The sequence below is a fragment of the Streptomyces davaonensis JCM 4913 genome (genome assembly GCF_000349325.1).
Lineage (GTDB): Bacteria > Actinomycetota > Actinomycetes > Streptomycetales > Streptomycetaceae > Streptomyces > Streptomyces davaonensis.
Window position 1 is genome coordinate 7,932,315 of sequence record NC_020504.1, and the last position, 14,539, is coordinate 7,946,853.

Annotated in this window: 13 protein-coding genes; 12 read left to right on the plus strand and 1 reads right to left on the minus strand. The window is 70.5% G+C overall.

The window, feature by feature from the left end:
- Window positions 1-17 precede the first annotated feature (17 nt).
- Together BN159_RS35125 and rpsD are read left to right on the plus strand one after the other, a co-directional pair.
- Window positions 18-1,373, plus strand: coding sequence for a replication-associated recombination protein A (locus BN159_RS35125; protein WP_015661792.1), 1,356 nt, complete (start codon window positions 18-20; stop codon window positions 1,371-1,373).
- Window positions 1,374-1,666: 293 nt separating this feature from the next.
- Window positions 1,667-2,281, plus strand: coding sequence for a 30S ribosomal protein S4 (rpsD, locus tag BN159_RS35130; RefSeq protein ID WP_015661793.1), 615 nt, complete (start codon window positions 1,667-1,669; stop codon window positions 2,279-2,281).
- Window positions 2,282-2,310: 29 nt separating this feature from the next.
- On the opposite strand, the gene BN159_RS35135 is transcribed toward rpsD, so the two are convergent.
- Complete coding sequence (locus tag BN159_RS35135) at window positions 2,311-4,482, minus strand: ATP-binding protein (protein ID WP_041820320.1); 2,172 nt, start codon at window positions 4,480-4,482, stop codon at window positions 2,311-2,313.
- A 152-nt stretch (window positions 4,483-4,634) separates the two neighbouring features.
- Here BN159_RS35135 and BN159_RS35140 point away from each other — a divergent pair, with 152 nt between their 5' ends.
- The 10 genes from BN159_RS35140 (at window position 4,635) to aroB (ending at window position 14,520) form a co-directional block, all read left to right on the plus strand.
- Window positions 4,635-5,078, plus strand: a complete 444-nt coding sequence (locus BN159_RS35140) for a DUF948 domain-containing protein (RefSeq protein ID WP_015661795.1) — start codon at window positions 4,635-4,637, stop codon at window positions 5,076-5,078.
- A 7-nt stretch (window positions 5,079-5,085) separates the two neighbouring features.
- Window positions 5,086-5,436 (plus strand): hypothetical protein, encoded by a 351-nt coding sequence (locus BN159_RS35145; RefSeq protein ID WP_015661796.1) that lies wholly within the window; start codon window positions 5,086-5,088, stop codon window positions 5,434-5,436.
- Window positions 5,436-8,108: an alanine--tRNA ligase gene (gene alaS / locus BN159_RS35150; RefSeq protein ID WP_015661797.1), complete on the plus strand. Its 2,673-nt coding sequence runs from the start codon at window positions 5,436-5,438 to the stop codon at window positions 8,106-8,108. The genes BN159_RS35145 and alaS overlap by 1 nt, the downstream gene beginning before the upstream one ends.
- Window positions 8,108-8,572, plus strand: a complete 465-nt coding sequence (ruvX, locus tag BN159_RS35155; protein WP_015661798.1) for a Holliday junction resolvase RuvX — start codon at window positions 8,108-8,110, stop codon at window positions 8,570-8,572. The genes alaS and ruvX overlap by 1 nt, the downstream gene beginning before the upstream one ends.
- A gap of 121 nt (window positions 8,573-8,693) precedes the next feature.
- On the plus strand, window positions 8,694-10,352 hold the full coding sequence (gene mltG / locus BN159_RS35160; RefSeq protein WP_015661799.1) for an endolytic transglycosylase MltG: 1,659 nt from the start codon (window positions 8,694-8,696) through the stop codon (window positions 10,350-10,352).
- A gap of 23 nt (window positions 10,353-10,375) precedes the next feature.
- Window positions 10,376-11,215, plus strand: coding sequence for a shikimate dehydrogenase (locus tag BN159_RS35165; protein WP_015661800.1), 840 nt, complete (start codon window positions 10,376-10,378; stop codon window positions 11,213-11,215).
- 50 nt (window positions 11,216-11,265) lie between these two features.
- Complete coding sequence (locus tag BN159_RS35170) at window positions 11,266-11,547, plus strand: hypothetical protein (RefSeq protein ID WP_015661801.1); 282 nt, start codon at window positions 11,266-11,268, stop codon at window positions 11,545-11,547.
- Between the two features lie 185 nt (window positions 11,548-11,732).
- Window positions 11,733-12,917 (plus strand): chorismate synthase, encoded by a 1,185-nt coding sequence (gene aroC, locus BN159_RS35175; protein ID WP_015661802.1) that lies wholly within the window; start codon window positions 11,733-11,735, stop codon window positions 12,915-12,917.
- Complete coding sequence (locus BN159_RS35180; protein ID WP_015661803.1) at window positions 12,914-13,432, plus strand: shikimate kinase; 519 nt, start codon at window positions 12,914-12,916, stop codon at window positions 13,430-13,432. Before aroC ends, BN159_RS35180 begins: the two co-directional genes overlap by 4 nt.
- On the plus strand, window positions 13,429-14,520 hold the full coding sequence (gene aroB, locus BN159_RS35185) for a 3-dehydroquinate synthase (RefSeq protein ID WP_015661804.1): 1,092 nt from the start codon (window positions 13,429-13,431) through the stop codon (window positions 14,518-14,520). The genes BN159_RS35180 and aroB overlap by 4 nt, the downstream gene beginning before the upstream one ends.
- The last annotated feature ends 19 nt before the right edge of the window (window positions 14,521-14,539 follow it).

Below are 14,539 nucleotides of genomic sequence, written 5' to 3' on the forward strand. Positions count from 1 at the left end.
TGATTTAGGGTTTCAGCGTGGAGCCCGACCTGTTCACCGCCGCCGCGGAAGAACGCCAGGAGAAAGACCCGGCCGCCAGCCCCCTGGCCGTCCGGATGCGCCCGCGCACCCTCGACGAGGTGGTGGGCCAGCAGCACCTGCTCAAGCCCGGCTCGCCGCTGCGCAGACTGGTCGGCGAGTCCGGTGGCGGCCCCGCCGGACCCTCCTCGGTGATCCTCTGGGGCCCGCCCGGCACCGGCAAGACGACCCTGGCGTACGTCGTCTCCAAGGCGACCAACAAGCGCTTCGTGGAGCTGTCCGCGATCACCGCGGGCGTCAAGGAGGTCCGCGCGGTCATCGAGGGCGCGCGCCGCGCCACCGGCGGCTTCGGCAAGGAGACCGTCCTCTTCCTCGACGAGATCCACCGCTTCAGCAAGGCCCAGCAGGACTCCCTGCTCCCGGCGGTGGAGAACCGCTGGGTGACCCTGATCGCGGCGACCACCGAGAACCCCTACTTCTCGGTCATCTCCCCGCTGCTGTCCCGCTCCCTGCTGCTGACCCTCGAACCCCTCACGGACGACGACCTCCGGGGCCTTCTGCACCGGGCCCGCACCGACGAGCGCGGCCTCAAGGGCGCCGTCACCCTCCCCGGCGATACCGAGGACCACCTCCTGCGCATCGCGGGCGGCGACGCCCGGCGCGCCCTGACCGCCCTGGAGGCCGCCGCCGGTGCCGCCCTCGACAAGGGCGAGGAGGCGATCTCCCTCACCACCCTGGAGGAGACCGTCGACCGCGCCGCCGTGAAGTACGACCGCGACGGCGATCAGCACTACGACGTGGCCAGCGCCCTGATCAAGTCCATCCGCGGCTCCGACGTCGACGCCGCCCTGCACTACCTGGCCCGGATGATCGAGGCCGGCGAGGACCCCCGGTTCATCGCCCGCCGCCTGATGATCTCCGCCAGCGAGGACATCGGCCTCGCCGATCCGAACGCCCTGCCCATCGCGGTCGCCGCCGCCCAGGCCGTCGCCATGATCGGCTTTCCCGAGGCCGCCCTCACCCTCAGCCACGCCACCATCGCCCTCGCCCTGGCCCCGAAGTCCAACTCCGCGACGACCGCGATCGGCGCCGCCCTGGAGGACGTACGCAAGGGGCTGGCCGGGGCCGTGCCGCCGCATCTCAGGGACGGTCACTACAAGGGCGCCGCCAAGCTCGGGCACGCGCAGGGATATGTGTATCCGCACGACCTGCCCGAGGGCATCGCCGAGCAGCAGTACGCCCCGGACGCCCTGAAGGACCGCGAGTACTACGCCCCGACCCGGCACGGCACGGAGGCGCGGTACGCGGACGCGGTGGAGTGGACCAGGAAGCACCTCGGTCGCAGGCGGTCCTGAGCACCCTGTAAACTGCTCCGAAGTGCTGAGTCCCGCGCAGTCAGAGCGGGACATCCAGCCGGAGCCCCTCCGGGGGTTCCAGGAGCGTCGCGCACCGTCGATCGGTGTCGCGGGCAGCCCACCACCATTCCGTCGCAGGACGGGACCGGCCGGTGGGCCACTCGCGTGCTGCACGTATGTGCCCAGACCAGGGGAGCGGCTGCCCGGCAGGCCCATGGGCCCAAGGGTTTCCCCGGCTGCGGATGCGACCTCCCACCAACACTGACAAGCCGAACACCAAGAAATGAGAGATTGTGGCGAACCAGTCCCGCCCCAAGGTCAAGAAGTCGCGTGCCCTCGGCATCGCGCTGACCCCGAAGGCCGTCAAGTACTTCGAGGCCCGTCCCTACCCGCCGGGTGAGCACGGCCGCGGCCGCAAGCAGAACTCGGACTACAAGGTCCGTCTGCTGGAGAAGCAGCGTCTGCGTGCGCAGTACGACGTGTCCGAGCGTCAGCTCGTCCGCGCCTACGAGCGTGCCTCCAAGGTTCAGGGCAAGACCGGTGAGGCCCTGATCATCGAGCTCGAGCGTCGTCTCGACGCCCTGGTGCTGCGTTCGGGCATCGCCCGCACCATCTACCAGGCCCGTCAGATGGTCGTGCACGGCCACATCGAGGTCAACGGCCAGAAGGTCGACAAGCCGTCGTTCCGCGTCCGTCCCGACGATGTCGTGATGGTCCGCGAGCGCAGCCGCGAGAAGACCCTCTTCTCCATCGCCCGTGAGGGCGGCTTCGCCCCCGAGGGCGAGACCCCGCGCTACCTCCAGGTGAACCTCAAGGCCCTGGCGTTCCGCCTGGACCGTGAGCCGAACCGCAAGGAGATCCCGGTGATCTGCGACGAGCAGCTCGTCGTCGAGTACTACGCCCGTTGATCCTTCAGCGGCCGTAGGACACCTGCGCCTCAGCCCGCCGTCTCCCCGCCCTTCCGGGTGGGCGAGGCGGCGGGTTCTTGCGTGTCCGGGGTGACCTTGGTCTGCCGCACCGGCCCGCGCGGCATCGGCAGCGCCTCCAGCGCCTGCGCCGTCGGCCGACCGAGACCCAGCGCCCGGGTCACCGCCGCCTCCCGGTCCAGCAGGGCACCGGCCCGTACGCACTCCTCGTACCGTTCCTCGCCCAGCCGCTCCCGGGCCATGGCCTCGCACAGCTCGTGCGGGGCGTTGTAGTAGGCCGAGCCGAACAGCGGCAGCCCCACCGAGGGCCACATCCGACCGGCCGCCCCTTGCAGCACCGCGGCCTCCGCCGCGTCCCCCTCGGTCACGGTGACCAGGGCCAGCAGCTCCACCGTGAGCACCGAGCCCAGCAGATCGTGGAAGGAGTGCGCGCTGCCCAGACAGTCCGTCAGCAGCTCCCGCGCCCGGCCCTGATCGTCCTCGCGCCAGGCCGCGTACGCCAACACGTACAGCGCGTACGACCGGGCCCAGCGCTCACCGTGGTCCTCGCACACCCGGCGCACGTCCTCGCACAGCCGCACCGCCTCGGCCAGATCGCCCTGGAAGGCCCGGGTCATCCCCAGCTCCACCTGCCCCATCAGGACGTTGCTGTTGAGCTCGCCGATCTCCTCGTAGCGGTCCAGCGCCGAGCGCAGCAACGCTTCAGCACCGGCCATGTCGTCGCTGACCAGGGCCAGACAGCCGGTGCGGTGCTCGGCGTAGGCGGCCGCGATTTCGTTCACCGACAGCTCCGCCGCCTCGCCGCACTCGTGCAGGGCCGCGAGCGCGGCGACCGTGTCGCCCTGGAGGATCGCCACATAGCCGAGCACCCACAGGGCCTTCAGCCGGGACTCCTCATGGCCGGAGTCCAGCCGCACGGCCTGGTCCAGCCAGTGCCGCCCCTCCGACAGCCGCCCGCAGCCGACCCAGTAGAACCACAGGGAGCCCGCGAGGAGCTGGCCCAGATGCGCCTCGTCGGGCTCGGACAGACAGTGCTCCAGCGCACTGCGCAGATTCGGCAGCTCCGCCTCTATGCGCGCGGCGACCTCGGACTGGCGCGGCGAGAACCAGTCCAGCTCGCACCAGGTCGCCAGGCCCAGATACCAGTCGCGGTGCCGGCGCCGCAGCCGCTCCGCGTCACCGGTGGCCGTGAGCCACTCCGCGCCGTAGGCCCGGACGGTGTCGAGCATGCGGTACCGCACCCCCGAGCCGGTCTCCTCGCGGGAGACCACCGACTGCGCGAGGAGTTCCGAGAGCACGTCGAGCACTTCGTCGGAGTGCAGACCGTGCCCACTGCACACGTACTCCACCGCCTCCAGGTCGAAGCGCCCGGCGAACACCGACAGCCGCGCCCACAGCAACCGCTCCTCGGGCGTGCACAGTTCATGGCTCCAGCCGATCGCCGTACGCAGCGTCCGATGCCGCCACGGCGAGTCCCCGCCGGCCCGGGTCAGCAGCCGGAACCGGTCGTCGAGCCGGGCCAGCAGCTGCCCGGGGGACAGCGCCCGCAGCCGGCCGGCCGCCAGCTCCACGGCCAGCGGGAGCCCGTCCAGCCGACGGCACAGCTCCCGTACGTCCGCGTCGCCCGCGACCTCCACCCCGTGCAGGGCAGCCCGGTCCGTGAACAGCTCCACCGCCTCGTCCTCGCCCAGCGGCGCCAGCGGGAACAGCCGCTCACCCGCCACCGAGAGCGGTCTGCGGCCCACGGCGAGCACCCGCAGCCCCGGCGCCCGGCCCAGCAGCTCGGTCACCAGCTCCGCGCAGGACTCCACCAGATGCTCGAACCCGTCCAGAAGCAGCAGGAGTTCACGCTCGGCGAGCCGGTCCAGGAGCGTCTCGCGCGGCGGGCGCGTGGTGTGGTCGGTCAGCCCCAGCGCCGCCACCACCGCGTGGTCGACGAATTCGGGATCGCGCACCGCCGCCAGCTCCACCCGCCACACCCCGTCCGGCGGCACCGACCGGGCGGCGGCGCGCGCCGCCAGCCGGGACTTGCCCACCCCGCCCACGCCGGTCACCGTCACCAGCCGCGTCCCGTCGAGCGCATCGGCCAGCCCCGCGAGCTCGGCCGTACGCCCGACGAACGCGTCGAGTTCCAGAGGCAGATTGCCGGCCACCGGGGTGTCCTCACCCTGTCCATCCCGCATGGGACACGGAGCGTACTGAAGCGTATTCACTCCGTACAATCGCTTCGCGCAACTCGGGCGCCGGCGGGCGGTAATCCGGTACGGAGCCCCATGCCCGGCGCGATAGGCTCGGTCCACGACTTTTCGATGTTGGGGCGCGTTTCAGGGAGCGGGTGCACACAGTGTCCGGTGGAGAGGTGGCCGGGATCCTGGTGGCCGTGTTCTGGGCGATCCTGGTCTCCTTCCTCGCCGTGGCACTGGTGAGGCTGGCCCAGACGCTCAGGGCGACCACCAAGCTGGTCGCGGACGTGACCGAGCAGGCAGTGCCGCTCCTGGCGGACGCCTCCTCGGCGGTGCGCTCGGCGCAGACCCAGATCGACCGGGTCGACGCCATCGCCTCCGACGTCCAGGAGGTCACCTCCAACGCCTCCGCGCTGTCCACCACGGTGGCCTCCACCTTCGGCGGCCCCCTGGTCAAGGTCGCGGCCTTCGGCTACGGCGTGCGCCGGGCCATTGCGGGCCGCAAGGACGACGTGCCCGTGCGAGAACCCCGGCGTACCGTGATCGTGGGCCGCACCGTTCCGGCCGCACGGCGGAGCAAGCGGAAGAAGGGCTGATCCAGCGATGTTCCGCCGTAGCTTCTGGTTCACCACGGGCGTCGCGGCCGGTGTGTGGGCCACCACCAAGGTCAACCGCAAACTGAAGCAGCTGACCCCCGAGCACCTGGCCACCCAGGCCGCCAACAAGGCGCTGGAGGCGGGCAACCGGCTCAAGGACCGCGCCGTGGGCTTCGCGCTCGACGTCCGCGACAACATGGCCCAGCGGGAGGCCGAGCTGGAGGACGCGCTGGGCATCCACGCGGACCCCGAACTCCCCGCGCCGCGGCGCCACGCCGCGATCGAGAACCGCACCAAGCCGAAAACGTACGTCATCGACAACACGACGTACTCGTACAACCGGAATGAGGACCACTGATGGAGTCGGCTGAGATCCGCCGCCGCTGGCTGAGCTTCTTCGAGGAGCGCGGGCACACCGTCGTCCCTTCGGCGTCGCTCATCGCGGACGACCCGACTCTGCTCCTCGTCCCGGCCGGCATGGTGCCCTTCAAGCCCTACTTCCTGGGCGAGGTCAAGCCGCCCTTCGACCGCGCCACCAGCGTGCAGAAGTGCGTGCGCACGCCGGACATCGAAGAGGTCGGCAAGACCACCCGGCACGGCACGTTCTTCCAGATGTGCGGCAACTTCTCCTTCGGCGACTACTTCAAGGAAGGCGCCATCAAGTACGCCTGGGAGCTGCTCACCAGCCCCCAGGACAAGGGTGGTTACGGCCTGGAGCCGGAGAAGCTCTGGATCACCGTCTACAAGGACGACGACGAGGCCGAGCGCATCTGGCACGAGGTCGTCGGAGTGCCGAAGGAGCGCATCCAGCGCCTCGGCATGAAGGACAACTACTGGTCCATGGGGGTTCCCGGACCCTGCGGCCCCTGCTCCGAGATCAACTACGACCGCGGCCCCGAGTTCGGCGTCGAGGGCGGCCCCGCCGTCAACGACGAGCGGTACGTGGAGATCTGGAACCTCGTGTTCATGCAGTACGAGCGGGGCGAGGGCATCGGCAAGGACAACTTCGAGATCCTCGGAGAACTGCCGAGCAAGAACATCGACACCGGCCTCGGTCTTGAGCGGCTCGCCATGATTCTTCAGGGCGTGCAGAACATGTACGAGATCGACACCTCCATGGCCGTCATCAAGAAGGCCACCGAGCTGACCGGCGTGGCCTACGGCGACGCCCATGGCTCCGACGTCTCCCTGCGCGTGGTCACCGACCACATGCGCACCGCCGTGATGCTCATCGGCGACGGCGTCACCCCGGGCAACGAGGGCCGTGGCTACGTCCTGCGCCGCATCATGCGCCGCGCCATCCGCAACATGCGCCTCCTCGGCGCCACCGGACCGGTCGTGAACGACCTGGTCGACACCGTGATCGCGATGATGGGCCAGCAGTACCCGGAGCTGGTCACCGACCGCGAGCGGATCGAGAAGGTCGCCCTCGCCGAGGAGAACGCCTTCCTCAAGACGCTGAAGGCCGGCACCAACATCCTCGACACCGCCGTCGGCGACACCAAGGCCGCCGGCGGCACCGTCCTCGCCGGCGACAAGGCCTTCCTGCTCCACGACACCTGGGGCTTCCCGATCGACCTCACCCTGGAGATGGCCGCCGAGCAGGGCCTGTCCGTGGACGAGGACGGCTTCCGGCGCCTGATGAAGGAGCAGCGGGAGCGCGCCAAGGCCGACGCCCAGGCCAAGAAGACCGGCCACGCCGACATGGGCGCCTACCGGGAGATCGCCGACAGCGCCGGTGAGACCGAGTTCATCGGCTACAGCGACACCGAGGGCGAGTCCACGATCGTCGGCATCCTCGTCGACGGCGTCTCCTCCCCGGCCGCCACCGAGGGCGACGAGGTCGAGATCGTCCTCGACCGCACCCCGTTCTACGCCGAGGGCGGCGGCCAGATCGGCGACACCGGCCGCATCAAGGCCGACTCCGGTGCCGTCATCGAGATCCGCGACTGCCAGAAGCCGGTCCCGGGCGTCTACGTGCACAAGGGCGTCGTCCAGGTCGGCGAGGTGACCGTCGGCGCCAAGGCCCAGGCCTCCATCGACAACTTCCGCCGCAAGGCCATCGCCCGCGCCCACTCGGCCACCCACCTCACCCACCAGGCGCTGCGCGACGCCCTCGGCCCGACGGCCGCCCAGGCCGGTTCCGAGAACCAGCCCGGCCGCTTCCGCTTCGACTTCGGCTCGCCGTCCGCCGTGCCCACGGCCGTGATGACCGACGTCGAGCAGAAGATCAACGAGGTGCTCGCCCGCGACCTGGACGTCCGCGCCGACGTCATGGGCATCGACGAGGCCAAGAAGCAGGGCGCCATCGCCGAGTTCGGCGAGAAGTACGGCGAGCGCGTCCGCGTCGTGACCATCGGCGACTTCTCCAAGGAGCTGTGCGGCGGCACGCATGTGCACAACACCGCCCAGCTCGGTCTGGTCAAGCTGCTCGGCGAGTCCTCGATCGGCTCGGGTGTGCGCCGTATCGAGGCCCTCGTCGGCGTCGACGCCTACAACTTCCTCGCCCGTGAGCACACGGTCGTCGCCCAGCTCCAGGAGCTGATCAAGGGCCGCCCGGAGGAGCTCCCGGAGAAGGTCTCCGCCATGCTCGGCAAGCTGAAGGACGCCGAGAAGGAGATCGAGAAGTTCCGCGCCGAGAAGGTGCTCCAGGCCGCCGCCGGTCTCGCCGAGTCCGCCAAGGACGTCCGGGGCATCGCCCTGGTCACCGGCCAGGTCCCGGACGGCACCACCGCCGACGACCTGCGCAAGCTCGTGCTCGACGTGCGCGGTCGCATCCAGGGCGGCCGGGCCGCCGTGGTGGCCCTGTTCACCACCGTCAACGGCAAGCCGCTCACGGTCATCGCCACCAACGAGGCCGCCCGCGAGCGCGGTCTGAAGGCCGGCGATTTGGTCCGTACGGCCGCCAAGACCCTCGGCGGCGGCGGTGGCGGCAAGCCGGACGTCGCCCAGGGCGGCGGCCAGAACCCGGCCGCCATCGGCGAGGCCGTGGACGCCGTGGAGCGTCTGGTCGGGGAGACGGCCAAGTAATGCGCAGAGGACGTCGGCTCGCCATCGACGTCGGGGACGCCCGCATCGGGGTCGCCTCGTGCGACCCCGACGGGATCCTCGCCACCCCGGTGGAGACGGTCCCCGGCCGGGATGTCCCCGCGGCCCAGCGCCGGTTGAAGCAGCTGGTCGAGGAGTACGAGCCGATCGAGGTCGTCGTCGGACTCCCGCGCTCCCTCAAGGGGGGCGAGGGCCCGGCCGCGGTCAAGGTCCGCGGCTTCGCCCAGGAGCTCGCCAAGGGCATCGCCCCCGTGCCGGTGCGGCTCGTGGACGAGAGAATGACCACGGTGACGGCCAGTCAGGGACTGCGTGCTTCCGGGGTGAAGTCGAAAAAGGGCAGATCGGTCATTGACCAGGCAGCCGCTGTGATCATCCTCCAGCAGGCCCTGGAATCCGAACGGGTGTCAGGTAAAGCACCCGGCGAGGGCGTCGAAGTGGTCATCTGATCGCGATACGGTAACGTTCCGCGCGATGCGGCGGTGTTCGAACAGCTGCCGCACAAAGAGAGGCGGATCGGAAGCCGGGCAGGACGCCGCGCGACCGCCGCCTCGCGGCTCTAGGGGATCGATGACTGAGTATGGCCGGGGCCAAGGCTCCGAACCGTGGCATCCCGAGGACCCGTACTACGGGGACGGTGGATGGGGAGGACAGCAGGCCCAGCAGGGTCAGCAGTCCCCCTACGGCGGCCAGCCACAGCACTATCCGGAGCAGCCGCAGCAGCCGCAGCAGCAGTACGGCGACTGGGGTACCGGTCAGCAGGCCGCATACGGCCAGCAGGGCCACGGGCAGAACCAGCAGTACGGCCAGCAGCAGTACACGGGCCAGGGATACCAGCAGCAGGGCTACGACAACAACGGCTGGGGCACCGGCACGCACGGGCAGGTCCCGTACAACGACCCGCAGGATCCTTACGGCCAGCAGGCCGCCACCTACGGCGGGCAGCAGCAGCCGGACTACTACGGCACGCCCGAGGCGTACCCGCCACCGGAGCCGCCGAGCCGACGACGGGCCGAGCCGGAGCCGCGCACCGACTGGGACCCGGGTCCCGACCAAGGCGAACACGCCTTCTTCTCGGGCCGCGACGACGATGACGACGACCTCGACGACGGGTCGGGGGGCCGGGGCGACCGGCGGGGCCGGGGTGGCAAGCCCAAGAAACGCCGCAGCGGATGCGCCTGTCTGGTGGTGCTGCTGGTGTTCGGCGGCGGCGTCGCAGGTGTCGGATATTTCGGGTATCAGTTTTACCAGGATCGTTTCGGCGACGCGCCGGACTACACGGGCAGCGGCAATGGCGAGCAGGTCACCGTAGAGATCCCCAAGGGTGCCGGTGGTTATGCCATCGGTCAGGAACTCAAGGCCAAGGGCGTCGTCAAGAGCGTCGACGCGTTCGTCTCCGCCCAGCAGCAGAACCCCAAGGGCAACACCATCCAGGCGGGGGTCTACACCCTGGAGAAGGAGATGTCCGCCGACAGCGCGGTCGATCTGATGCTCAGCCCGGAGAGCCAGAACAACCTGATCATCCCCGAGGGCACGCGCAACGTCGCGGTCTACGAGCTGATCGACTCACGCCTCGAACTCGACAAGGGCACCACGGCGAAGGTCGCCAAGGAGAAGGCGAAGAGCCTCGGCCTGCCCGACTGGGCGAAGAACCACGAGAACGTCAAGGATCCGCTGGAGGGCTTCCTCTACCCGTCCAGCTATCCGGTGACCAAGGGGCAGAAGCCCGAGGCCGTCCTCAAGCAGATGGTCACCCGGGCCGCCGAGACCTACGAGGAGATGGGCCTGGAGAAGAAGGCCGAGAGCGTCGGCCTCGACGACCCCTGGCAGCTCCTCACCGTGGCGAGCCTCGTCCAGGCCGAGGGCACCAGCCACGAGGACTTCCGCAAGATGGCCGAGGTCATCTACAACCGCCTCAAGCCGGGCAACCCGCAGACGTACGGCGCCCTGGAGTTCGATTCCACGTACAACTACGTGAAGAACCAGAGCAAGATCGACCTGACGATCGCCGAGCTGAAGCAGTACGACAACCCCTACAACACGTACTTCGTCAAGGGCCTGCCGCCCGGCCCGATCGACAACCCCGGCGAGGACGCGCTCAAGGGCGCACTGAAGCCGACGGACGACGGCTGGTACTACTTCATCTCGCTCGACGGCAAGACCAGCAAGTTCACCAAGACGCTCGCCGAGCACCAAGAGCTCGTCGACGAGTTCAACGCATCGCGGTAGCAAGGACTGAGGAAACAGGTTCCATGACAGTTCAGGGCACTGACGCCCGTCGGGCCGCGGTGCTCGGCTCGCCCATCGCCCACTCCCTCTCCCCGGTGCTGCACCGCGCCGCATACGAGGAGCTGGGGCTGACCGGTTGGACGTACGACCGGTTCGACGTGGACGAGGACGCGCTGCCCGGCTTCTTCGACGGGCTCGGTCCGGAGTGGGCCGGGCTGTCGCTGACCATGCCGCTGAAGCGGGCGGTCATCCCGTTGCTCGACGAGGTCAGCGAGACGGCCCGCTCGGTCGAGGCGGTCAACACCGTCGTGTTCACCGACGCCGGCCGCCGGCTCGGCGACAACACAGACATCCCCGGCATGGTCGCGGCCCTCCGCGAACGCGGCATCGAACAGGTCGACTCCGCCGCGATCCTGGGCGCCGGTGCCACCGCCTCCTCCGCCCTGGCCGCCCTCGCCCGGATCTGCACCGGCGAGGTCGTGGCCTACGTCCGCAGCGCCGCCCGTGCCGCGGAGATGCGCCAGTGGGGCGAACGCCTCGACATCGAGGTGCGTACGGCGGACTGGTCCGACGCCGCCGAGGCGCTCCGCGCGCCCCTGGTCATCGCCACCACTCCGGCCGGTACGACGGACGAGCTCGCCGCCGCCGTTCCGGAGCGGCCCGCCACGCTCTTCGATGTGCTGTACGAACCGTGGCCGACGACGCTCGCCGCGCGCTGGTCCGCGTACGGCGGCGCTGTGGTCAGTGGCCTCGACCTGTTGGTGCATCAGGCGGTGCTCCAGGTCGAGCAGATGACCGGACGGGCTCCGGCCCCGTTGGACGCCATGCGGAAAGCGGGCGAACACGCGCTCGACGCCCGCTAAGATCCACTCCGGTTCCGCAGGGGGCGGGGCCAGGAGGGGAACGACGAACGATGTCCACTGTCCAGCCGCTGGCGTCCGCGAAGAGCCAGATCTTCGAGAGCATGCTGTGGTTCCTGCCCGACTGGGCCCAGAACACCGTGCTCGTGCTGATCATCCTGGCCGTGCTCGCGACCTGGATCGTCAAACTGCGCAACAAGGTCGCCCACCGCCGTGCCCTGCGCCAGGCCCAGGCCCAGCCGGTCCCCGCGGCAGCGCAGTACGACCAGGGCAGCGGCGCCGACTACCTGGGCGCGTACGCCCCGCAGCGGCGCCCGGAGGACGGCACCGCCTGATGGCGCAGCCGCGTCGCGGGCTGACACATTCGCGTCCGACTGATGGACCGGCGGCCAGGGACGGATCCGGGACGTGGGAGGATCGGTTGTGGCGGGCCGGGGCCGCGCACCTGGTCAAGCCGTAGCCGTACGCGAGGACACGCGTACGGAGGGCAGTACCAGGGCGCGAGCACTGAGGAGCATCGTTGAGCAGGTTGCGCTGGCTGACCGCGGGGGAGTCCCACGGCCCCGCACTCGTGGCGACGCTGGAGGGCCTCCCGGCCGGCGTGCCGATCACCACGGAGATGGTGGCGGACCACCTGGCCCGGCGCCGGCTCGGCTATGGCCGCGGTGCGCGGATGAAGTTCGAGCGCGACGAGGTCACCTTCCTCGGCGGCGTCCGGCACGGCCTCACCCTCGGCTCCCCGGTGGCCATCATGGTCGGGAACACCGAGTGGCCGAAGTGGGAGCAGGTCATGTCGGCCGACCCCATCGACCCGGAGATCCTCGCCGGACTCGCCCGCAACGCCCCGCTGACCCGGCCGCGCCCCGGCCACGCGGATCTCGCGGGCATGCAGAAGTACGGCTTCGACGAGGCCCGGCCGATCCTGGAGCGCGCCTCGGCGCGTGAGACGGCGGCCCGCGTCGCGCTCGGCGCGGTGGCGCGGTCGTACATCAAGGAGACGGCCGGCATCGAGATCGTCAGCCATGTCGTCGAGCTCTGCTCCGTCAAGGCCCCGCAGGGCGTCTACCCGACCCCTGCCGACGTCGACAAGCTCGACGCCGACCCGCTGCGCTGCCTCGACGCCGACACCTCGAAGGCGATGGTCGCGGAGGTCGACCAGGCCCACAAGGACGGCGACACCCTCGGCGGCGTGGTGGAGATCCTGGCCTACGGCGTGCCCGTGGGCCTCGGCTCGCACGTGCACTGGGACCGGAAGCTGGACGCCCGGCTCGCCGGAGCCCTCATGGGCATCCAGGCGATCAAGGGCGTCGAGCTCGGCGACGGCTTCGAGCTGGCGCGGGTGCCCGGCTCCAAGGCGCACGACGAGATCGTCAACACGCCCGAGGGCATCAAGCGGGTCTCCGGCCGCTCCGGCGGTACCGAGGGCGGTCTGACCACCGGTGAGCTGCTGCGGGTCCGCGCCGCGATGAAGCCGATCGCGACCGTGCCGCGCGCTCTCCAGACCGTGGACGTCACCACCGGCGAGGCCGCACAGGCCCACCACCAGCGCTCCGACGTCTCCGCGGTCCCGGCCGCAGGCATCGTCGCCGAGGCCATGGTGGCCCTCGTCCTCGCGGACGCGGTGGCGGAGAAGTTCGGCGGCGACAGCGTCCCCGAGACCCGCCGCAACGTGCAGTCGTACCTCGACAACCTGGCCATCCGATGAGCGCTGCGCCGGTGGTCGTCCTGGTCGGCCCGATGGGAGTGGGCAAGTCCACCGTCGGGCAGCTGCTGGCCGAGCGGCTCGGGGTCGGCTACCGGGACACCGACGACGACATCGTCGCCGAGCAGGGCCGGTCGATCGCCGAGATCTTCGTCGACGAGGGCGAGGCCGCCTTCCGCGCGATGGAGAAGCAGGCGGTGCGCCGGGCCCTTGCCGAGCACGACGGCATCCTCGCCCTGGGCGGCGGCGCGATCCTCGACGAGGACACCCGTGCGTCCCTCGCCGGGCTCCGGGTCGTCTACCTCTCGATGGACGTCGAGGAGGCGGTCAAGCGCACCGGCCTGAACGCCGCCCGCCCGCTGCTCGCGGTCAACCCGCGCAAGCAGTGGCGCGAGCTGATGGAGGCCAGGCGGCACCTGTACGAGCAGATCGCCACGGCCGTGGTCGCCACCGATGGCCGTACGCCCGAAGAGGTAACCCAAGCCGCCCTGGACGCACTGGAGTTGAAGGACGCATGAGTGAGGCAGTGACGAGGATCCAGGTCGGCGGCACGGCGGGCAGTGAGCCGTACGAGGTCCTGGTGGGCCGTCAGCTCCTGGGCGAACTGGGCGGGTTGATCGGCGACAAGGCCAAGCGCGTCGCCGTGATCCACCCCGAGGCGCTCGCGGACACCGGCGACGCGCTGCGCGCCGACCTCGCCGGGCAGGGCTACGAGGCCGTCGCCATCCAGGTACCGAACGCGGAGGAGGCCAAGACCGCCGAGGTCGCCGCCTACTGCTGGAAGGCGCTCGGCCAGTCCGGCTTCACCCGCACCGACGTCGTGGTCGGCGTCGGCGGCGGAGCCACCACCGACCTCGCCGGTTTCGTGGCGGCCACCTGGCTGCGCGGGGTGCGCTGGATCGCGATCCCCACCACGGTCCTCGCCATGGTGGACGCGGCCGTCGGCGGCAAGACCGGCATCAACACCGCCGAGGGCAAGAACCTCGTCGGCGCCTTCCACCCGCCCGCCGGCGTCCTGTGCGACCTGGCCGCGCTGGACTCCCTGGCGGTCAACGACTACGTCTCCGGGCTCGCCGAGGTCATCAAGGCCGGCTTCATCGCCGACCCGGCGATCCTCGACCTCATCGAGTCCGACCCCGAGGCCGCCCGCACGCCGCAAGGCCCGCACACCGCCGAGCTGATCGAGCGCTCCATCCGCGTCAAGGCCGAGGTCGTCTCCTCGGACCTGAAGGAGGCGGGCCTGCGCGAGATCCTCAACTACGGCCACACCCTCGGCCACGCCATCGAGAAGAACGAGCGCTACAAGTGGCGCCACGGCGCCGCGGTGGCCGTCGGCATGCACTTCGCCGCCGAACTGGGGCGCCTGGCCGGACGGCTGGACGACGCGACGGCCGACCGGCACCGCACGATCCTCGAAGCCGTCGGTCTTCCGCTGCACTACCGCTACGACCAGTGGCCCAAGCTGCTGGAGACCATGAAGGTCGACAAGAAGTCCCGCGGCGATCTGCTCCGCTTCATCGTCCTGGACGGTCTGGCCAAGCCGACCGTCATGGAGGGACCGGATCCGGCGGTGCTGCTGGCCGCGTACGGAGAAGTGGGCCAGTAAGTCCGCCAGGGCGTCGTAC